We start from the raw sequence: 20963 nt of genomic DNA, 5'->3' as shown, positions 1-20963 counted from the left end.
GGATCGGGGGAGAGGGGGCGCGGGGTGTCAGCCGCCGAATCGCTCGGTGAGCACGCGCTCGACCCAGCCGATGAGGGCGTACATGGCCCATGCCATGAGGCAGAGCAGCCCCAGACAGATGATCACCAGCTTGATGTCGTCGTTGTCCTGGGCCTGCTTCTCCAGGTAGCCGAGCCCTGACTGTGCTCCGATGAACTCGCCGATGACCGCCGCGGTCACCGCCTGCAGAACCCCCAGGCGCAGCCCCACGGCGATGGCCGGCAGGCTGTACGGCAGGTCGATCTTGAGGGCCCGGGCGACCGGTCCGATGCGCAGCAGGCGGGCCAGGTCGTCGACCCCCCTGGGCACGGACCGCAGCCGCGTCACCATGTTGATCATGACGGGGTAGAACGACACCAGGGCCACGAGGGCGATCTTGGAGCCGACACCGAGCCCCAGCCAGAGCACGATCAAGGGGGCGATCGAGATCTTCGGGGTCACCTGCGCCACGATGACGAGGGGCATCAGCAAGCGTTCGGCAAGCGGCCAGCGGGTGAAGAGGATCGCCAGGACGATCCCTGCCACCGCGCCGATCAGGACACCCTGGACCACCTCGGCCAGCGTCTGCTGGATGTGCACCGTGAGCACGTCGTCCCCGGTGAGCTGCCAGGCGTGGCCGGCCACCGCCGCCGGGGTCGGCAGCTTGTAGGCCGGTATGCCGAACGCCGCCGTGATCAGCCACCAGAGCGCGACGCCGGCCAGCAGGGACAACGTGCCGATGGCCACCGGCCGGACGGCGTCGGCCGTCCGGCCGGTGCGAGCGGCCGTCTCAGCCGAGGTCATCCGGCTTCACCACCAGATCACCCGCGTCGAAGGAGGTGTCGAGGAGTTCGAACTGCTTCTGGGAGTCGATGGCCTGCTGCCAGCGCGCGAGGTCCGGGGAGCCCAGGCCGTTCTTCTCGGTGTTGTCCGACTGCCACAGGCTCTTGGCGAAGAGGTCCTCGACGATGGTGGTGATCTCGTCCTCCTGGCCCTTGAAGGAGGAGGCGTACTTCTTCACCGACATGTCGACCGCGGCGCGCGGGTTCTTGACGGTGTACTCGATGCCGCTGTTCAGCGCCTTGTCGAACGCCTTGACCGTCTCCGGGTCGTTCTTCACCTTGTCCTCGCCGGCGATGACCACGTTGCCGAAGGAGGGCAGGTACTTGTCACTCAGGATCTGGTTCACCTCGACCCCGGCGGACTGGAGCGCGTAGTAGCGCAGGCGCGAGAAGACGATCGCGTCGACCTGCCCGTTCTTCAGCGCGTCGACGATGACGCCGGTGCCCAGGGTGCGGACCTTCACGTCGGACAGCTCCAGTCCGGCGCTCTCCAGCATCGCCTGGAGCTGGATGTAGTTCGGGCTGCCGAGGTCGGTGACGGCGACGGTCTTGCCCTTGAGGTCGGCCGGGGACGTGATGTCCGCCGAAGGCTGCGACAGCAGGGCGCCGATGCCCTCCTGGTACGTGGTGTGCACGACCTTGGTCTTGATGCCCTTGCCGTACGCGGTGACGACCGAGTCGCCGTTCGGGAAGCCGAAGTCGACGTTGCCCGATGCCACGTTCTTCACGATGTCGGAGCCCTGGGCGTAGGTGAACTCGACGTCCAGGCCGGCGTCGGCGAAGTAGCCCTGCTCCTTGGCCTCGTACAGCGGGGCGTAGTACGGCACCGCGGCGCCGTCGATCTGGATGGTGACCTTCTTGCTGCCGTCGGACGACGTCTGCGTCGAATCGGAGGAGCCGGGGCTGCAGGCGGCGAGGAGTGCCGCGGCGGCCACGAGGGCGGGGATACCGGCCAGCTTCAGGGGCCTTCTGTTCATGATCTTTCCTTAGGGCGAAGAGGGAGGGAGAACTCAGCGGCGTCCGCGCAGGAGCCTGCGTTCGGCCAGGGAGACAAGACCGAAACCGAGGAGCCCGACCGCGACCGTGATGAGGACTGCGGCCATCAGCAGGGGGGTGTCACTGGAGGTGTTACCGAGCACCATGAGGTAGCCCAGGCCGCGTTCGGAGGCGAGGTACTCCGCCAGGAACGCGCCGGTCATCGCGTCGATGACGGCGATCTTGGCGCCGGCCAGCAGCGCGGGCAGGGCGGCGGGGAGCTGGATCTTCCACAGGTACTGCCACCGGGACAGGTGCAGCAGCCGGCCCAGGGAGCTGATGTCCGCGGGCACATCCTTCAGCCCGAGCATCGTGGCCATGGCCATCGGGAAGAAGACCAGCAGCAGGATGAGCCCGTACTGCGACGTCGGGCTGAGCCCGAACCAGAGCACCAGCAGCGGTGCGACGGCGATCTTGGGAGCCGCCTGGAGCAGCACCATGTAGGGCGCGAGGATCTCCCGGACGGTGCGGGAGGCCCACAGGGCCCAGCCCAGGGCGATCCCGATCAGAGACCCGCCGACGAAGCCCAGCACGATGTTGCGCAGGGTGTACGTGAGGTTGGGCCACAGCGTGCCGTCGCGTACCAGGTTCAGCCCGCCGTCCAGCACCTCACCGGGAGCGGGCAGCAGATAGGACGGTACGTCGGCCAGCGCGACGTAGGCGCTCCAGGCGGCCAGCACCGCTGCCACGTAGGCGGCCGGCGTCAGGACCCGTACGACCGCGCCGAGGAGGGCGCTGTCGCGGAGCCCGGACGCGGCGGGACGTTTCACGGCTCGCTCGGGGCGGCCCCGGCGCGTGAGTGTGTCCCTGCTCACGCCAGCTCCCGGCGGAGCATGCCGGCGAACATCGCGAACTCGGGGAGCTGCCTCGTCTCGGGGGTGCGCTCACGCGGGAGAGGCACGGTGTGCACGGCCTTGATACGCCCCGGCCGCGCCGACATCACGGCCACCCGGTCGGCGAGGTAGGTGGCCTCCTCGACACTGTGGGTGACCAGAACGATGGTCTTGTGGGTCGACTCCCAGATACGCAGCAGGTCGTCGTGGAGCCGGTCCCTGGTGATCGCGTCCAGCGCCCCGAAGGGCTCGTCCATGAGAAGGATCCGGGGGCTGTAGGCCAAGGCCCGGGCGATGGCGGTGCGCTGGCGCATACCCCCGGACAGCTCCTTGGGGAACGACTCGGCGAAGTCGGTGAGACCGACCAGGTCGAGCAGCTCCGACACCCGGTCGCGCCCCTGCTGCGAGGTGTCGCGCTGCGCCTCCAGCCCCAGGGAGACGTTGCGCCTCACCGTGCGCCAGGGAAGCAGCGCGGGTTCCTGGAAGACGAAGCCGATGTCCTTGCCCGGACGCGGTTGAACGCTCCAGGTCAGGTCGCCTTCGAAGTCCGTGTCCAGGCCGGCCATCATCCTCAGCAGTGTCGACTTGCCGCACCCCGAGGGGCCGATGAGCGCGACGATCTCGCCCTCGCCCACCTCCAGGTCGACGTCCTCCAGAGCCACCACCTTCGAGCGCTTGGCAGCGGCGTAGGCCTTGTGGACACCTTGCACCGACAGAAGGGGGTTCATGCGGCCCTCACTCCCGAAGGCGCACGTCCGGGGCCCGGGGCGTACGCGCCACGGTGACGCCCGTGAGCGGCGCGTATGGAGCGGTGTGGCATGAAGCCCTCCTCATCGTCACGGCGGCTCGGTGTCCGTACGGAGCTCAGCGGCATCGTTCCGAACCACCGGCACGGCATCGCAGCACGACTTCCGTATCTGGAAAACATGCCTCCAAGAATGTTGTTCAGAGGTTGGACCCTTTCCCGGCGACAGTCAAGCCCTGGATCTGGTCGTCAATTCGGTGTATACCGTGACGTGCACTCGATCTCTCGCGGCACGGACGGCCACGCGAGCCGCGATCCGGACGGCGAAAAGTTACGCTCCCGCGACATGGTGTTTCCATATATGGAACCTAGGGACTCATACGGAGGTTGTCGCCGATGGCGAGAAGCGCGCAGGATCCATGGCACAGGGGGGCACCGCCCCATCTCCCGGTCGGCGCCGCAGAAGCCCTCCCACCGGTCTGCCTGCTCCCGGGAGACCCCGCGCGAGTCGACCTGGCCGCCGAGGTGCTCGACGGCTTCCACGTCCTCGGCCAGAACCGGGAGTTCAGGATCGGTACCGGCCGCGCACCCGGCGGCCGGCGAATCGCGGTCTGCTCGACCGGCATCGGAGGACCTTCCACCGAGATCGCCGTCGTCGAACTCGCCCGGCTCGGAGTCAGGAGCGTGCTGCGCACCGGCGGCATGGGCGCCCTGACCAGCCGCATAGCCCCCGGCACCCTCTGCTCGGCCACCCGGGCGGTGCCGGGCAGCGGCGCCGCCTCGCACTATCCCGCCGACGCGGCCGGACCAGCGGCCCATCCAGCCGTCCTGACCGCCGTCCGGCGTGCGGCACGCGACCTGGACGAACCGCTCACGGAGATCACCCTCGCCACGGTCGACTCGTACTACCTCGGGCAGGGACGACCGCTTCCGGGACACGAAGAACGCGCGGCCGCGAGGATGGGCGTCCTGCGCGGACTGGGCGTCGACGGACTGGAGATGGAGACCGAGACGGTGCTGGCCGTGGCCGCGGCCCTCGGCCTGCGAGCAGGCGCCGTTCTGGTCGCGCACGCCAACCGCGCCACCGACGACTGGCTGGAGGACTACCGCCCTGCTCAACTCGCCATGCTGAAAGTGGCGGTGCGCGCCGCGGCGCTACTCTCGGACGAGGACCCTCCCCCGGCGGGCACCGCGGTCACGACATGAACAGGTGGCCAGCGCCTCAGTACGGTCCCGCTGTCCCCGCCCGGCAGTCCTTTGGCCTCAACGAACGGACAGACCGCTGAGTACCGACAGTTACACCAGAACGCTGCGCGTCCTGCGAGTCATCGCGGCCCACGTGCGCGGTATGTCGTTGCAACAGCTACACGAAGAGCTGGGCATCCCGATAGGCAGCCTGCACCGGGTGATGGCCGCGCTCGTCGAAGAACGCTACGTCACCCGCTCCCCCAGCAACCGCCGCTACTTCCTCGGACCCGCCTTCACCGAGCTGTCCACGATGGCCATCGCCTCCCAGGGCACGGCGGTCAGCCCACCGCGCCCCATGCAGGACGCCGCCAAGGAATGCGGCGAGACCGTATTCCTCACCGAACTGACCGGCACCCGCCTGCTCTGCGTGGCCCTGGTCGAGGGTGTGCACCCGCTGCGCCTGTTCGTCCGGGTGGGCCAGGTCATGCCGCCGCACGCGGCGGCCTCGGCACGCAGCATCCTCGCGTACCAGACTCCCGAGACCGTCGCCATGGTGCTGCGTGCACAGGAGCTGACGGCCTACACCGCGGACACCCCGCACACGGAGGAGCAGGTGACCGCCCATCTCGCCCAGGTCCGGATGCAGGGTTTCGACGTGTGCGAGAACGAACTGGACGACGACGTCTGGGCAGTGTCCGCCCCCGTGTTCCGGTCCACCGGCCAGGCCACGTCCAGCATCACCCTCGCCGCCGCGGGCCAGCGGGTGCGGGACCCCCTGGCCCGCACCCGCGCCACCGAGACCGCCCTGCGGGCCGCCCGCGCACTCTCGTTGGAACAGGGCTACACCGGCGCCGCCTCCCCCGCCCGGCATCGCTCCTCACCCGAACCCGCCGGATAGCACCGGCGACCACCCTTCGAGGCGGGGGCAGCCCATACCCGGCGACCGACGGCTGCGGGTTCTTTTCCCGTCTCACACGTTGTCGGCGACGAAGGCCGCCGGTTGCGGTTCCATGAGTACGTGATGATCTTCTCCGGTATCCGTCGCTCATCTGCTTGCCGATCTTCGTCACGGCTTTGAGGTCTATGGTGAACGACCAAGCGGGACTACGCCGTGAGGCGGTCCGCTTCGGTCAGCAGCAGATCGCCGAAGGGCTGGAAGCCGATGCTGCAGGCGTAGACGCCGCTGACGACTCGGTGGATGGTTCGCCATTCCCAGATGGCGGTGGCATCCACGCCGGTGCGAGACGCAAGTCGCTGAGTCCGTGCCCAGAGGTCATCGCCGAGGTCCGGGGTGCAGCGGACGATGGTGCCGAGATCACATGCCGGTTCGGCCCGCAGCCCGGCCGGGTCGATGAGCTTGTAGCTGCCGTCGGTCGCCTGCAGGGCGTTCCTCTCGTGGATGTCGCCGTGGACCAGAACCGCGGACCGATCGTCGTGGGCAAGGCGACGGCGATCCATGCAATGCAGCGCGTCCGCCACGGTGGCCGGTGAACACGGACGCCCCGCCTGCTCCCATAGTTCCGGCAGCCGGTCGGCGTACTGCTCGGCCAACGTCGCGCCGGTGGGAAGGCCGGCGTCGGGACCGATCGGACGCCACAGGCGAAGCGCCACGTCACACAGCAAGTTGTGGCGGCTTGCGGGGTCGGCGAGGGTGTCGTGCATCGGGGCCCCGAGGCGCTCCAGCAGAAGGGCCTGTCGATCCGGGTCTTCGCCCCACAGCTTCGCGCATCCCTCGCCGTTCGCCAGGCGCAGCGCGATGGCCTCTGGTCCGATGTCCCGACCTGGCACACCGATTTTGAGGACGGCCGGAGTTCCGTCGGCAAGCGTCACCTCGACGACCAGGGCGGCGTGACCGCCCGCGATGCCGGACCCGATCACCAAAGACCACTCCCGGGCCAGCGAGTCGACCACGCCCGGCAGTTCGTGCAGCCAGGATTCGTTTCCGTCGGCGAGGGCCGTCCGGCGGACCTGGTCGGGGACTTCGAGGCTCATACCGCCAACGTAGTCCCGTGATCGCACGGGTTCGCCGGTCATCGTCCACACCACCCTCTGCGAGCGTGATCGTGAAGCTCACCGCGATCGGCGGATCAGGCTGCTCAGCCCGCGCCCTGCGACTGGTCACAAGGCGCCCTTTCCGCTTCCGGACGGCTCCCCCGGGCCGGGCGCATCCTTTGAAGTGCGGCTGTAGCATCAGGTGTTGCACGTACGGAGCGGGAGGTAGCAGCGGGAGGGGCGGTGAGGGGAAAGCTCTTCGCGATCGTCTTGTGGTCGTTCCTTCTTGCGCTCCTCATCACGGCGATCGTCACGCTTGCCACTGGCGGGCCCGGGAGTTCGCCATGGCCGCCGGGGAGTCTGTAGTACTCCGGTGGCAGATTGCCATTCCTGCTGCCGAGAAGAGGGCCGGACCGAAAAGCGGATTCGGGGAGTTCTCGTGAGTGTTCGGTTCGCATAGGCGTGCCCCCTTGCATGTCAGCAACGGCAGCACGACCGAGGGAGGGCACGTGTCCGGGCATAGCGGTCCGTATCACTACGGCGGGTCGTCCGGGACCGGCTGTGTGGTCCTTGTCCTGGCTCTGTGCGCGCTCCTCGCCTACTTCACCGTTGCATCGGACCCCACCGAGGGGCTGGATTACGCCTCCGGCGATACGCCCGTGGAAATGAAGCAGTCCGTGTGCTTCTCCGACTCCGGCCCCTGCCCGCCGACCGGCTTCGAATGGGACATCCCCGCATCCGGCGTCGTCCGGACGCGGTTCACACGCGAAGACCTCGACGACCGGACGGAATGGCGAGGCTGGTTCCGCCTGGAGGCAGGGACGTTCATCGAGGAGCAGCAAGAGGTCCGGGACTGCCCGGCCGTGGTGGACTGGTCGCTGCTGGCGGACGGCAAGCCCGTCGCCAAGGGCACGATCACCGCGGGCACCGGAGACCAGGAGGTCACCGGCGGTGTGGCGCGCGGGGGCCGGTTCGTCCGGCTCACCGCGCGGCGCGCCGACTCCTTGTCCTGCCGGTCCACCTTTCAGTGGATCTATGCGGGCCTGGACTGACGGGTCGTCATTCCCTTGTTCGTCCCTCGGCAGGCGGGGACGGCCGATCCACGAGGCACCCGGCCGTAGCTGCCGGGTGGCGGGGTCGCGCAGGGCGTCGTGCACGCGGTTCAGGCGGGCGGCGTCGAAGGCCGAGCCGAGGTGGTGGAGTTCGCCACCGAGGGCTGAGGGGGGTAGGCAGGTGCCGGGGTCCGCGCAGGAGCGGGACCGGCTCGGCGGGGGCTCGTCATCGGCCGGCTGTGCCCGGCAGACGCGCCGCGGGAGCGGGCGGGCGTCAGCTCTTGCGCGCGACCGCGCAGAAGGCGTTGACCTCGTCCGGCGGTGCCCAGCGGCTGTCTTCGGGGCGCCGGCGCGATACCGAGACCAAGCCGGGTGCAGCACTTCCAGGCCGGTGAGGAATTGGGTCATCTGCTCGCGGTCCCGCAGCCGGTACGGGTCTCCGCCTTCGGCGCGGGTTTCTCGGCGGCGTCCGCGGCTTCGCGGTTGATCGCGTTGGTGCCGTCCTCGAAGACCAGGCAACTGCCCGGCGCCAGCGCCTCGACCAGCCGGTCGCGGATCGCGTACGCCTCCTCGTCGTCCCAGATGCTGCCCGGGTCTCCCAGCATCATCAGCCCGACGGGGCGCGTGAAGTCCAGCGTGCGGGAGGCGGCGGCGAGGATCGCCTCCGGGTCGCGGGCGCGGCTGTTGGCCGTCTCCGGCCTACGGCCGGCCGAGGCGGTTCCCGGCCGCTCCCCGGCTCGCGGGCATCGCATGTGGCGCCCCGGCGCCCCGGGGGCGGCGACGGGGCGCCGGGCGCCGGTCACGCGGCTTCGGCCGCGGTGGCCGGGGCGGGTGGTGCCACGGGGGTTCTGGCGTCGAAGCGGAGGGGGCCGCCGTGGTGGCGGGCCGTGGCCCGGGCCACGAGCACGGCGGGGGCGTCGCCGGCGTCCGGGGGCGGCGTCACCTCCCAGCGGGTCTCGTACGACTCCCCCGGTGCCAGCCGCCCCCGGCCGGCCGGCGTGGTGCGCCGGATCCGCCAGCCGGCGGGGGCGGTGAGCCCGAGCCGTGGGCCGTCCCAGGCGTGCGCCGAGGCGTTGGTGAACGTGGCCGTGACGGCGACCGGCTCCCCCGGCCGGGCCGGCTCCGGCGCCGCCACGCGGACGCCGAAGCCCTCGCGCCGGTACGTCTCCACCCAGGACTCGCGCAGCAGCGCGGTGAGCCCGGCCACCACCCCGGGGTGCTCGGCGTGTACGTCGGTGGTCTCCCCGGGGTCGGCCGCCAGGTCGTAGAGCTCGAACTCCCACTGCTCGTCGGGCGCGGAGCGGTCGGTCGCGGGGGCGAACCGCACCGCCTTCCAGTCGTCGCGGCGCACGGCCTCGGCGAGCCGGCCGAGCCGCCCGCGGTCGGCGGCGTCGGCCCGGGAGGTCCGGTGGCCGTCGAGGCGCTGCCAGTAGAGGTGCCCGTGCGCGGGCGCGGGACGCGGGCGCCGCGCGAGGAGGGGTGCCACCGACAGGCCGTCGATGTCGCGCGGCGCGGGGGCGTCAGCCAGCTCCGCCACGGTCGGCAGGACGTCGGTCAGCGGGGTGACGCGGTCCGTCACGGCGGGCCGCAGGGTGCCGGGCCACGAGGCGATGAGCGGGACGCGGACGCCGCCCTCGTAGAGGTTCCGCTTGTAGCCCTTGAACGGGCCGGCCGCGTCGAAGAGGTCGGGGTCGACGCCGCCCTCCTCGTGGGGGCCGTTGTCGCTGCTGACGAGCAGCAGGGTGTCCTGTTCGACGCCGTGCCGCCGCAGGGCGGCGATGACGGAGCCGACGAGGGTGTCGAGGCGGGTCACCTGGGCGGCGTGCTTCCTGTCCGCTTCCGGCCACGGCCGGTCGGCGTAGTCGTCGTACGCGGGGATGTCGCTCGGCGCGTGCGGAACGTTCGGGGTGAGCAGCAGCAGGAACGGCTCGTCGGCGTGCGCGTCGACGAACGCGGTGGCGTGCTCCTCGATCAGGTCGACGGCGTACGTGCCCTTCCGCCCGCCGGCGTTCTCCGGCAAGGGGACCCGCTCGCCGTTGTGCCACAGGTACTCCGGGAAGTACTCGTGGGCGTGCCGGTGGGTGATATAGCCGAAGAACTCCTCGAAGCCGCGCCAGTTGGGGTGGCTCGGCTGGTCGGCGCGCTGCGGACCGAAGCCCCACTTGCCGAACAGGCCCGTCCGGTACCCGCGGGCGCGCAGCACCTCGGCGAAGGTGGTGTCGTCGTCGCCGAGGGCGACGCCCCGCGGGTCGCCGTTGCGCCGCACCCGGGCGTGGCCGCTGTGCAGCCCCGTCAGCAGCGAGGCGCGGGAGGGCGCGCAGACCGGCCCGGCGGAGTACGCCTGGGTGAAGCGCAGGCCCCCGGCGGCCAGCTCGTCGAGCACGGGGGTGCGGATCAGCCGCTGCCCGTACGCGCCCAGTTGCCCGTAGCCGAGGTCGTCGGCCAGCACCAGGACGATGTTCGGGCGGCGCCCGCCGCGGCCGGCGCCGTCGCCGTCCGCGGCGGGGGCGGCGGGCACGGCGCGCGGGCGGGGTGCGGCCGGGTGGGCGGTCGCGCCCGAGGGCGCGGCGGCCTGCGCGGCGGGGAACGCCGGCAGGGCGGCGAGCCCGAAGGTGGCCGCTGCGAGGAAGCGACGGCGGCTTGGCATGTGAGGACTCCTGGGGTGTGGGTGGGACGCCCCGGGGTCACCCCCGGGGCCGCGGTGTCCCTCAGGCCCGGTGTGCGGTGAGGCCGTCGAGGGTGAGGGTGCCGTCGTCGAGGCGTACGCCTGCCGCCCAGCGATACTGCCGGCGCACCGACGGGTCGCTCAGGTCGAGCGCGCCGCCGGTGTCGGCGGTGAACAGGAACTCCCAGCCGCCGCCCTGGTCGGCGAAGGCGGTGGCCCTGGTGCCGCGGAGCACGAAGGCGTAGCGGGCGCCGGGGCCGGTGAGGTCCACGCTGCCGTCGAGGTTGTGCACCGGCTCGGCGCCCGCCGTGATCAGTTTGCCGTCCACGCGCAGGTCCCAGCCGACACGGCGCAGGCCGTTGTGGTAGCGGAAGAGGAGGTAGTTGTCCGCGTCCCGGGCGACGCCGACGAACACGGTGTCCTGCGTGCCGGCCCCGGCGAAGGTGCCCGGGGTCAGAACGGCCGCCGCCTCCGCGGAGCCGGGCGTCACGTCGGACCGGAACACCAGGTGCGTCATCTCCTGGGTGCTGACGGCGAGCTGCCCGTCGGCCAGGTGGACGTCACCCGTGTGCGCGGTCACGTTCAGGACGTCCCACCGCGCCAGGTCGCCGTCGAACGTCTCCTCCAGCTCGGCGACGGGGTACGCCGCGCGGCCCGGCGGGGCGGGCAGGAGACCGACCTCCGCCAGGTGCCTGTCGAGCCGGGCGCCCAGCGCGCGCACCCGGCCGGGCCGGCGCGCGGAGAGGTCGGTGGTCTCGCCCGGGTCGCGGGCGAGGTCGTACAGCTCCTCGCGGCCGTCGCGCAGGTACCGCACCAGCTTGTGCCGGCCCGAGCGCACCGCGGCGTGCGGGTGGGTGGCACCGATGAAGTGCGGATAGACCCAGTACAGCTCCTCGCGCCTGAGCGGCGCCGAGCGGGTCAGCAGCGGGGCGAGGCTGACGCCGTCGAAGCGCCGGCGCCCGGGACTGCCGCCCGCCAGCTCCAGGGCGGTGGGCAGCACGTCGATGGTGCTGACCGGCGCGTCCTCGACCCGTCCGGCGCGCACCCGGCCCGGCCAGTGGGCGATCAGCGGGACACGGATGCCGCCCTCGTACAGCTCGCCCTTGCCGCCGCGCAGCGGTTTGTTGGCCTCGCGGTTGGGTCCGCCGTTGTCGGAGGTCACCAGGAGCAGGGTGTCGCGGTCGAGGCCGAGCGCGGCGAGGGTGCCGGCGATGCGGCCCACCTGCTCGTCGATGCTCTCCAGCATGGCGGCCAGCACGGGGCGGTTGGGCGCGGTGCCGGCGCCGGGCTTCGCCTGGTACTTGGCGACGAGTTCGGGCTTGGCGTCGAGCGCGGTGTGCACGGCGTAGTTGGAGACGTGCAGGAAGAACGGCTCGTCGCGGTGGCGGGTGAGGAAGTCGACCGCCTCGTCGGCGAGCCGGTCGGTGAGGTACTCGCCGGGCTCGCGGGCCGGGAGGTCGGGCATGTGGGCGTAGGGGTGGAAGTAGTCGCCGTCGCCGATGTACCGCTGCTCGGAGGCGATCACCTCGTCGAAGCCGTGGGCGTACGGGTTGCCGGGGCGTTCCGCGTACGGGCCGCTGTAGGTCTCGGTGAGGTGCCACTTGCCGATCAGGCCGGTGGTGTAGCCGTGCGGGCGGAGCACGTCGGGGACCGTACGGAACGCGGTCGGCAGGTGCTTGTCGCTCGCGGCGTTCTCGCCCCGCAGGAAGTCGGTGATGCCGGTGCGGGCCGGGTAGAGGCCGGTCACGAGCGCGGCGCGGGTCGGGGAGCACAGGGGGGCGGCGGCGTACGCCTGGGTGAAGCGGACGCCCTCGCGGGCCAGCCGGTCGATGTGGGGCGTCTCGTTGAACGTGTTGCCGTACGCGCCGATCTCGTCCCAGCCGAGGTCGTCGATGGAGACGAAGACGACGTTGGCGGGGCGGCGCCCGGGGGCGCCGGCCGCCGTGGAGCGGGTGTCCGCCGCGACGCCGGGGGCGGCGGCGAGACCCGCGGCGGCGGCGCCCGCGGCGCCGCCGACGAATCCGCGCCGGGTCAGGGTCGGGGCTGGTCTGGGCATGGTGGTACCTCCGGGGGGTGGTGCGCGGGACGGGCCGCCCCACCGCGGTGCGGTGCGGCGGGGCGGCCGGGGAGCAGAGGGCCGGAACCCGGGTCCGGGGACCCGGGTCCGGGGACCCGGGTCCGGGGGTGGTGACGGGGGCGGTAGCGGCGCCCTACGTCAGGGGCGGTCCGCAGACGGGAGCACCAGCGGCACCTCCTCACCCGGCCGGACCACGAGGGTCTCGCCGCGGTGCCGGGTGACCTCGCCGTCGGCGTAGGCGGTGCCGGAGACGGTGAACTCCAGCGGGTCGCGGCCCTCGCGGAGGGTCGCCAGCGGCGCGTCGAGGTCGTCGAGCCAGCGGATCAGGTCGCGCCCCAGCCGCCCTGCCAGCTCGGGCCGCTCCGCGGCGAGGTCGTGCGCCTCCCCGATGTCCTTCTGCAGGTCGTACAGCTCCCAGGAGCGGTCCTCGTAGGAGTAGGTGAGCTTCCAGCGGCCGGAGCGGATCACCGACTGCGGGCGCTGGTCCCGGTGCTCGTCGATGAGGTATCCGGGCAGGTGCCAGTAGAGGGCGTCGCGGTGCAGCCGGGCGCCGGGGTCCTTGAACAGGCCGCTCAGGTCGAGCCCGTCGAGGGGCTGGTGGCGGGGGATGCGGGCCCCGGCGAGCGAGGCGATCGTGGCGTGGTGGTCGGTCGCGTAGACGGGGGTGTGGTCGACCCGGCCGCCGTCCACCAGCTCGGGGTTGGCGCTCCAGGCGATGAGCGGGACGCGGATGCCGCCCTCGCGCAACTCGCCCTTGCTCCCGCGGAGCGGGCCGTTGTCGGTGAACCGCTCCACGCCGCCGTTGTCCCCCAGGAAGACCAGAACGGTGTTGTCGGCCAGCGGGTGGCCGGGGTTGTCCGGGTCGGGGGTGGTCTCCAGGTGGTCCACCACGCGGGCGACGCTCTGGTCGAGACCCTCGGTGAGGGCGCCGTACGCCGGGACGGACGGACCCGTGCCCGGCTCCTTCGCCCGGTACTTGGCCAGCAGGTCGGCGCGGGCCTGCCGGTCGCCGACCGGGGTGTGGACGGCATAGGTGCTGAGGAACGCGAAGAAGGGGTCGCCGCCGTCCTCGCCGGCGCGGTCGATGAAGTCGATGGTGGCGTCCGCCAGCGCGTCGGAGACGTGCTTGTCCGTACCGACCAGCGCGTCCAGGTCGGCCGGGTCGACGCCCTGGCTGTAGGGCCGGATGTTCTCGTCCACGTACTCCCGGGTGTAGTCGGCGGCGTACGCGTCCAGTTCGGGCCCGACGTTCTGCACGAACTCACCGTCGGCGGCGTGGTAGGCCCCGGGTGCGCCCGCGCCGGTGCCGCCGAGGTTCTCGTCGAAGCCGTGCAGCGAGGTGACGTCCGCGCCGCTGCGGGTCACGTGGAACTTTCCGATGTACCCGGTGCGGTAGCCGGCGCCCTGGAGGCGTTCGCCGACGGTGACGGCCGCGGGGTCCAGGGCGTTGGAGCCGTCTTCGCGGCCCTGGGGCGGGCCGTACAGCAGGGTGTCGTCGCCGCCGCGGTTGAGGTTGCCGACGAGGTAGACGTTGTTCTGCGGGCGGGGTGCGTGGAGCCCGGTGAGCAGGGCGTTGCGTGTCGGGGTGCAGTTGACCGCGGTGTAGGCGTTGTCGAAGGCCACGCCCTCCTGGGCGATCCGCTCCAGCGCGGGGGTTTCGTAGTAGTCGTTCGCGTTGCCGCCGTTGGTCAGGCCGGTGCTGAGGTTCGTCCAGCCGAAGTCGTCGGCGAGGACGTAGACGATGTTGGGCCTCTGGCCTCCGGGTCCCCCGGGTGCGGAGTCGCCGCCGGGCGGGCCGGCGTCGGCGGCGGGGGCGGCGCCGAGCGTGGTCAGGGTGAGGATCGCGGGGAGGGCGAGCAGTCCGAGCTGTGCGGATCTCTTCCTCGCGGTCGTCGTCTTGGTCATCGGGAGGTTCCTCCGGTGGGATCGGGTGCGGTCGGGGTGCGGGTGCGGCACGCATGGATGACGGGCCGGGGCGCGGCGGGGCCCGGACGTGGCGGGTTCGGGTGGGCAGGTGCGGGGCGGGTGTACGGGAGGCGAGGGCGCGGGACGCGGGGGTGCGGGACGGGACGAGCGCGGCGCGGGCGTCAGCCGGCGTCGTTGGCGCAGCGGAAGCCGATGTTCGCCGCCGCCGACTCGGCCGTGTTGCCGCTGCGGGCGGCGACCCGGTAGCGGTAGCAGTAGGAGTCGTGGCACAGGAACGAACCGCCCCGCATGACCCGGCGGGCCGTGGGGCCCGGGTCGTGCAGCGGGCCGCGCGGGTCGTGCACGGGGGCGTGGCCGGCGCGCGCGGCGTAGGTGTCGGCCGCGAAGGTGTCGGCGCACCACTCCCAGACGTTGCCGACCGTGTTCCACAGGCCGAGGCCGTTGGGCCGGTACGACCGCACGGGCGCGGTGCCCGCGTGCCCGTCCTCGGCGGTGTCGCGGGTGGGGAACGTGCCCTGGAAGATGTTGCACCGCCACTGGCCCCGGGGCCGGAGCTCGTCGCCCCACGGGAAGCGGCGGCCCTCCAGGCCGCCGCGGGCCGCGTACTCCCACTCGGCCTCTGTCGGCAGCCGCTTGCCGGCCCAGGCGCAGTACGCCTGTGCGTCGTTCCAGCTCACCTGGACCACCGGGTGGTTCTGCAGCGCGGTGATCGAGGAGAGCGGCCCGGCGGGGCGGCGCCAGGAGGCGCCGCGGACCACGAGCCACCAGGGCGTTCCCGTGGCGCGTCCGAGCACGTCGGCGGGATCGGCCTGCACCGAGAGGTGGAAGACGGCGGACATGCCGAGCTGTTCGGCCTCGGTCACGTACCCGCTGTCCTTGACGAAGGCGGCGAACGCGGCGTTCGTGACGGTCGTCGCGTCGATGAGGAACGGGTCGAGGGAGACCTGGTGGACGGGGCCCTCGCCGTCGGCCGCGTAGCCCTCGGCGAAGCCGTCGCCCATCGTGAACGTGCCGCCGGGCACCGGCACCTGATTCCGCGTCACGCGTTCTCCGGCGGCCGGGCGGAAGGGCCCGGGCGGACCGGTGGGGATGGTGGCGATGAGCCGGTCACCGCCCGCGGGGGCGGCGGCGTGGCCGAAGTGGTGGCCTCCGGTGGCGGAGGGGGTGCAGCACGACATCGGGGACTCCACGGTCGGGGTGGTCGGGTCCGCCGGCGGCACGGCGATTCCCGCCACGTCCGGACGCGTCACACCGGAGCGCTCCGGTCGTGACGGGCCGGGAAAACAGGGGCGGCAGCTCAGGGTCGTCGCCCGCGGAGGGGGGTGCAGGCTGCGCGGGAAAGGAAGAAGTGGCTCAGTGACAGATCTCGTCGAAGTGGTTGCCACGGCGGCCGGGCCAGAACGGCTCCAGAAGCACCGTGTGAGCTGAGCGGTTATTCCTCATGCCTGAAATACGAGCACGCCGCGAAAGGGCGGTCAACGGGATGTCCGGACGCCGGAATGGGCGAGCCGCGTTCCGGGAGGGGGCGATACGGGTCTTTTGGCGCCGCCGATTCAGCCTGCGACCTGCGGTGATTACCGTCCGGGGTGGACCGGGCGCGAGGGCGAGGCGTCATACGGATTTCATGCTGCGGCAATGGAATGCGGGCTTCGGGTGGCGGCGGAATGGGTTTTTCCGCCGGGCTGTGCCGTCTGCACCGGCCGCATCCGGGGAACCGTGCCGGGTGTCGTGCCGGGATGCCGTATCTACCGGGGAAAAGGCGCCGCGAAGCAGAGGCCACGCCCGGCAGTTCCCTGCCGCCCTCCGGAAACGGAGGACGGCAGGGGGGCTCGTCATGCGCCGGCGTCGGGCCGGAGCGGGCGAGCGGGTGTCAGAACGCGAACACGTCGTTCGTCTCGACCTCTGCACACAGCCGGTTGGTGATGGTCTCGCTGTAGTCGACGGTGCGGCCGCGCCAGGTGCCGGTGGCGGTGACCGTCACCGGATCCCACACGTCCGGACACCCCGAGGACGACGGCGGGATGTCTTCGAAGACCCCTCCGGCCCCGGCCAGGATCCGGCAGGCGTAGGCCGGATCGGGGTGGTTGCCCCCGTCCGGGTCGCAGTCGAGGGCGACGATGGAGCGCGGGTTCTCGGCAGTCGGGTTCTCGGGGATGACCGACAGCGTCAGTTCGGACTCCGCCGCGGCGGCGGAGCCGGAGGCGGGGGGCGCGGCCCCGGCCGCGGCGGCGGACAGGGTGAGCGCGGCGACGGCAGCGGCGGCGACGGCACCCGCGCGCGATGACCGTAACGGTGACATGGCGGTGTTTCCTCCTTGGTAGAGGCCCCTCACGGAAGAGGTACGAGCCACGCGGGCCGGCCGCTGTCCCTGTCCCCGCCGCGGACCGGACCGGTGTCTCCCCACCTCTCTTCCCCCTCCCCGCCGGGACCGAACGGCTACGCCCGGCCGGGTCCGGGCGGATCCGGCCGGGTCCGGGCGGGCAGGCGGCCGGTCCAGACGACCTGTCACGCCGCCTCGGGGGGATCGATGAGGCCCCGTGCCGCCCGAGGTTTCAAGGGTTCCCGGCCCGTGCGGCCAGGAACTCGTCGAAGGTCCGGGGCTCCCGCCCGGTCAGTTCCCGACGACGGATGGGGAGACGCGGTCGCCCGGCGCGCCACGGCCTGGCGCGGTGACCGGGCCGGCGCCGGGTCAGCGTGCCTGCCGGGCGTCGCCGCCGAGGCGCATTCCCTCGCTCACGTGGTCGAACACCGGCTCGTGGCGGTCCCAGTCCGTGCTGGGCGTGGAGAGGTAGATCGCGTACTCCTTCTCGCCCGGCCGTCCGAACCCGAGGTTGCGGGCGCGCCACTCGCGGGCCCGGCCCTGCCAGGTGAACTCCCAGATCGCCGCCGGGATGTCCCGGTAAGTCGTGCTCTGCATGCGCAGTTGGTGGTAGCCGGGCAGCTTCCCCTCCTGGATGGACTTCGCCTCGTTGTCCTTCATGTTCTGCAGAGGATCGCTGCTCGCGTAGTCGAGCGCGACGACGCGCAGACCGGCCATTCCGGTCGGGTCGATGTAGGCGATGCCCTCGCCTTCCTCGTCCAGATCCTTGCGGGTCCATCCTTCGGGCACCGGGAAGGAGATGCCGAACTCCTCCTCCCGCACCAGGTGGTAGCCCTCGGGCACGGGGGACGGACCGGGTTTTTCGGGGGTGGCGCTCACTGACGGTTTCTTACCGTCGGCCTTGCCGGGAGTCTTGTCGTCGTCGGGCAGCGCGAGGTAGACGCCGGCCAGGGCCGCCGGGACCGTGACGGCCAGGACGGCCGCCCAGACGCCCATGCGCCGTCCCCGGCCGCGCCGGTGATCGGTGGTGGCGGCCTCCCCTTCGTACGCCGCCGGGGGTGGCAGCGGCGCGGGGGCAGGGTGCTCGGGAACGGTGGGGCGGGTGTCCGCGACAGGCCCGGCGTCCGCCAGTTGCCGCAGTCGCCGCTCCACCTCCGCCGCCGAGGGGCGGTCCTCCGGCTTCTTGGCGAGCAGCTCCGTGATCAGCGGGGCCAACGGCTGGGCGCCGGTCGGCTGTTCGAGTGGGTCGGCGGCGATCGAGTAGGCGGTTTCGAGGAGCGTCACCCGGCGGAACGGCGGGCGCCCCTCCACGGCCTGGTAGAGGGTCGCCCCCAGGGACCACAGGTCGGACGCGGGAGCCGGGTCCGCACCCCTGAGGCGTTCCGGAGCGCAGAAGTCGACGGATCCGACCAGTTCCCCGGTGCGCGTGAGGGTGGAGGTGTCGGCCGTGACCGCGATTCCGAAGTCCGTCAGGACCACCCGCCCGTCGGCCGCGAGCAGGACGTTCGCGGGCTTCACATCGCGATGGAGGACGCCGGCGGCATGCGCGGCCCGCAGCGCCGCGATCACGCCGAGACCGATTCTCACCGCTTCGGCGGTGGCCAGCGGGCCGTCCTTCTTCAACACCTCGTCGAGCGCGGGGGCGGGCACGTGCTCCATGACGATGCAGGGCAGCCCCGCGTCGTCCACCACGTCATGCACCACCACGACGTGGGGATGAGTGATCCGGGCGGCGCTGCGCGCCTCGCGCCTCGTGCGCTCGAAGAGGGTGGCGCGCTCGGCGTCCTTCAGGTGCGGCGGCAGGTGCAGCTTCTTCAGCGCCACGTGCCGGCCGAGAACCTCGTCCTCGGCCTGCCAGACGGTGCCCATGCCACCGCGGCCGATCCGCTCCACCAAGCGGTACCGCCCCGCTATCAGCCGCCCGGGCCCGTCGGCCACCGTGTCGTCCCCCACTCCATGCTCCTCACCCTGTGCCCGTGTACAGAACCGTCACCGGTGTCGTGACCTCGACACGATAGCCGTCCGGCCCCCGCCGATCCGGCGTACGCGAATCCGACGGGGCGTCAGCACAGTTCCGCAACACGCGGCTCGGTGCGGAAGGTTGGAGGGGTGGATGGGGCGGCACGGCGGGGGGAGTCCGGTCACGCCGTGGCGCCCGGCGTGACCGGCCGGGCGCCACGTGAGTGCGTTCTGCCGAAGTGTCAGCAAGCGGCCCTGATGGAGATCCGCGCCGGGCTGCTCTGGGTCTCCGTGCCGTCCGAGGCCACCAGCTCGATGTCGTACTCGCCGGCCGGGGTCGGCCCGATGGCCACATGGACGAAGCCGTTGAACTCGCCGTTCTCGTTGAGTTCGCCGGGGTGGATCGTGCCGCCCTTGCTGGTCACGTTGGCGGGCAGGTTCTGGAGTTCGAGGTTGATGGGCTTCGTGGTGGATCCGGTGACCGGGGCAAGGAAGTAGAAGTTGTGGGGACCGGTGTCCGGGCGACTGCACACCTCCTGGTCCGACTGCTCCAGCGTCCAGGTGGCGGACGCGACCGACGTAGCCGGGGAAGACGAGGACGACAAGGCCGGGGGTGCTGCGGAAGCCGATGAGACGCCGGTCAGCGCCAGCGCACCCGCCGCGGTCAGCGTGAGAAGAACCCCGGCGCCGAAGTAAGGACTTTTCATGAAGTGTCTCCTAGTGGGGGCTGCGGAGGAGTCGCCCGGACCCCGGCGGAATGCTGCTGGGAGACCAGACCGTCAGGAGTTTCGCTCAGGTACATACCTTTACCCAAGGCGGAATTGAGCCGCCGAGCGGCCTCGGCCGGTGACAACGCGGCGTATATGCGATATGTCCTCCGCGTACGGCGGTTGAGGTGCGCAGAGCCGACGGCCGGCGCCCGCCGGGCCCCCTCCCGCGGCTCCGGGCCCGCGTGGCCCGCGCCGGCCTCGCGGCCGTCGTGACCGGGGGCGCCGTGGCCGGGGGCGCCGATCACGTGCTGGCGCGGGCGACGAGGTGGGTGGGGAGTATCAGGGAGCTGGGTTCCTCGCCGGCGAGGCGTCCGACGAGCACGCGGGCCATCTCGTTGCCGAGGGCCTGGATGGGCTGGTGGACCGTGGTCAGCGACGGTTCGGCGATCCGGGCGATGTCGAGGTCGTCGAAGCCCACGACCGCGACATCCCGGGGTACCGCGCGGCCCGCGCCGCGCAGCGCGCGCAGGGCGCCGGCCGCCATGTTGTCGTTGGCGGCGAACACCCCGTCCAGCTCCGGCTGCCGCTCCAGCAGCGCCGCCATCGCCGCGGCGCCGCTGGATTCGGTGAAGTCTCCGTACTCCGGCGGGAGGGGCTGCAGTCCGGCGAGGAGCATGGCCTCCCGGTAGCCGCGGTGGCGCGCCCGGCCCACCTCGGTGTCGGGCAGTCCGCAGATCATGCCCACCCGCCGCCGTCCGCGGGCGAGCAGATGCTCGGTGGCCTCGCGGGCGCCGCCGGCGTTGTCGACGTCGACGAACGACGGTGCTTCGCAGCCCGGCGGACGCCCGCCGAAGACGACCGGGACCTCGGCCTCCCGGGCGATGGTCAGCACGGGGTCGTGCTCGCGGACGGCCATGAGCATCGCGCCGTCGACGCCCCGGGCGCGCAGGAGTCCCGCCAGGCGCTGCCGGCTGCGGTCGCTCGCCGCGAGGCAGAGCATCAGGTGCAGGTCGGCCTCCTCCAGGGCGGCGGACGCGCCGACGATCACCTTGGCGAAGAACGGGTCCGCGAAGATCGACGGAGCCTCGCCCGAGATGACGAGCGCGACCGCGCCCCGCTGGCGGGTGGCCAGTGACCGCGCCGTCGTGTTCGGCACGTAGTCGAGTTCCCTGATGGCCCGTTGGACAGCGGCACGCTTCTCGGGGCTGACGTGGGGCGCGTTGTTGAGCACCCGGGAGGCTGCCGAGCGGGAGACGCCGGCACGCTCGGCCACCTCGTCGAGCGTGGGCTGCCGGCGCGGCTCCTGCGTCATGGACCCCCGGCCCCTCTCCGAGCGTGGCTGACAAGTCGCCTCCCCCTCGGCTTCCGGGAGCGCTTCCAGTCTGAGGACCATAACGACTCCCCGTGCTCCGGTGAAGGGCGCGGCTGCGGCAACTCTTGACAGGTCCCCATCAGCACGGACACGATGGGCAGCAGTACGCGCGAAGCTCCGCCGCAATATGGGAGCGCTCCCAGTTCATCGCTCCCGCGCGCCACTCGTGCTCAGAGTGCCGCAGCTCGACGTCGTCGCACCTCCATGCCGCGGGCCCAGGACGAAGGCC

Annotated in this window: 17 protein-coding genes; 3 read left to right on the top strand and 14 right to left on the bottom strand. The window is 72.1% G+C overall.

What is annotated here, in order from left to right:
* Positions 1-27: 27 nt before the first annotated feature.
* The 4 genes from I003_RS0123835 to I003_RS0123820 are packed head-to-tail and all read right to left on the bottom strand — an operon-like array spanning position 28 to position 3456.
* A complete protein-coding gene (locus tag I003_RS0123835) occupies positions 28-822 on the bottom strand; it encodes an ABC transporter permease (protein WP_027773814.1) in 795 nt (264 codons plus the stop codon).
* Positions 809-1837, bottom strand: coding sequence for an ABC transporter substrate-binding protein (locus I003_RS0123830; RefSeq protein WP_027773813.1), 1029 nt, complete (start codon positions 1835-1837; stop codon positions 809-811). The genes I003_RS0123835 and I003_RS0123830 overlap by 14 nt, the downstream gene beginning before the upstream one ends.
* Positions 1838-1870: 33 nt before the next feature.
* Positions 1871-2710 carry an ABC transporter permease gene (locus I003_RS0123825; protein WP_027773812.1) on the bottom strand — a complete coding sequence of 280 codons (840 nt, stop codon included), beginning with the start codon at positions 2708-2710 and terminating at the stop codon, positions 1871-1873.
* Positions 2707-3456 (bottom strand): ABC transporter ATP-binding protein, encoded by a 750-nt coding sequence (locus tag I003_RS0123820; protein ID WP_027773811.1) that lies wholly within the window; start codon positions 3454-3456, stop codon positions 2707-2709. Before I003_RS0123820 ends, I003_RS0123825 begins: the two co-directional genes overlap by 4 nt.
* Positions 3457-3869: 413 nt before the next feature.
* Here I003_RS0123820 and I003_RS0123815 point away from each other — a divergent pair, with 413 nt between their 5' ends.
* On the top strand, positions 3870-4679 hold the full coding sequence (locus tag I003_RS0123815; RefSeq protein ID WP_486584353.1) for a phosphorylase family protein: 810 nt from the start codon (positions 3870-3872) through the stop codon (positions 4677-4679).
* A gap of 76 nt (positions 4680-4755) precedes the next feature.
* Positions 4756-5559: an IclR family transcriptional regulator gene (locus I003_RS0123810; protein WP_078564310.1), complete on the top strand. Its 804-nt coding sequence runs from the start codon at positions 4756-4758 to the stop codon at positions 5557-5559.
* Between the two features lie 206 nt (positions 5560-5765).
* Here I003_RS0123810 and I003_RS0123805 read toward each other — a convergent pair whose 3' ends face one another.
* Entirely contained in the window at positions 5766-6653 is an 888-nt protein-coding gene (locus tag I003_RS0123805) for an aminoglycoside phosphotransferase family protein (protein ID WP_027773808.1), read from the bottom strand.
* 665 nt (positions 6654-7318) lie between these two features.
* Here I003_RS0123805 and I003_RS0123800 point away from each other — a divergent pair.
* Positions 7319-7705, top strand: coding sequence for a hypothetical protein (locus I003_RS0123800; protein ID WP_158689014.1), 387 nt, complete (start codon positions 7319-7321; stop codon positions 7703-7705).
* A gap of 404 nt (positions 7706-8109) precedes the next feature.
* Here I003_RS0123800 and I003_RS33010 read toward each other — a convergent pair whose 3' ends face one another.
* The 9 genes from I003_RS33010 to I003_RS0123755 all read right to left on the bottom strand — a co-directional run bounded on the left by I003_RS33010 (position 8110) and on the right by I003_RS0123755 (position 20674).
* A complete protein-coding gene (locus I003_RS33010) occupies positions 8110-8457 on the bottom strand; it encodes an SAM-dependent methyltransferase (RefSeq protein ID WP_158689013.1) in 348 nt (115 codons plus the stop codon).
* Positions 8458-8504: 47 nt separating this feature from the next.
* Positions 8505-10352 (bottom strand): sulfatase-like hydrolase/transferase, encoded by a 1848-nt coding sequence (locus I003_RS0123790; protein WP_027773805.1) that lies wholly within the window; start codon positions 10350-10352, stop codon positions 8505-8507.
* Positions 10353-10413: 61 nt separating this feature from the next.
* Positions 10414-12426, bottom strand: coding sequence for a sulfatase (locus I003_RS0123785; protein WP_051368420.1), 2013 nt, complete (start codon positions 12424-12426; stop codon positions 10414-10416).
* Positions 12427-12585: 159 nt separating this feature from the next.
* A complete protein-coding gene (locus I003_RS0123780; protein WP_027773803.1) occupies positions 12586-14352 on the bottom strand; it encodes a sulfatase in 1767 nt (588 codons plus the stop codon).
* Between the two features lie 182 nt (positions 14353-14534).
* Entirely contained in the window at positions 14535-15551 is a 1017-nt protein-coding gene (locus tag I003_RS0123775) for a formylglycine-generating enzyme family protein (RefSeq protein WP_106966333.1), read from the bottom strand.
* A gap of 692 nt (positions 15552-16243) precedes the next feature.
* Positions 16244-16672, bottom strand: coding sequence for an SSI family serine proteinase inhibitor (locus tag I003_RS33005; protein WP_037721546.1), 429 nt, complete (start codon positions 16670-16672; stop codon positions 16244-16246).
* Positions 16673-17062: 390 nt separating this feature from the next.
* Positions 17063-18646, bottom strand: coding sequence for a serine/threonine-protein kinase (locus I003_RS0123765; RefSeq protein ID WP_078564306.1), 1584 nt, complete (start codon positions 18644-18646; stop codon positions 17063-17065).
* A gap of 248 nt (positions 18647-18894) precedes the next feature.
* On the bottom strand, positions 18895-19359 hold the full coding sequence (locus I003_RS36170) for a DUF5980 family protein (protein WP_158689012.1): 465 nt from the start codon (positions 19357-19359) through the stop codon (positions 18895-18897).
* A gap of 304 nt (positions 19360-19663) precedes the next feature.
* Positions 19664-20674 carry a LacI family DNA-binding transcriptional regulator gene (locus I003_RS0123755; RefSeq protein ID WP_027773800.1) on the bottom strand — a complete coding sequence of 337 codons (1011 nt, stop codon included), beginning with the start codon at positions 20672-20674 and terminating at the stop codon, positions 19664-19666.
* Between the last annotated feature and the right edge of the window lie 289 nt (positions 20675-20963).

The sequence above is a fragment of the Streptomyces sp. CNQ329 genome (genome assembly GCF_000482585.1).
Note: the sequence above shows the minus strand (reverse complement) of the source record. Positions and strands in the feature narration are given on the sequence as shown.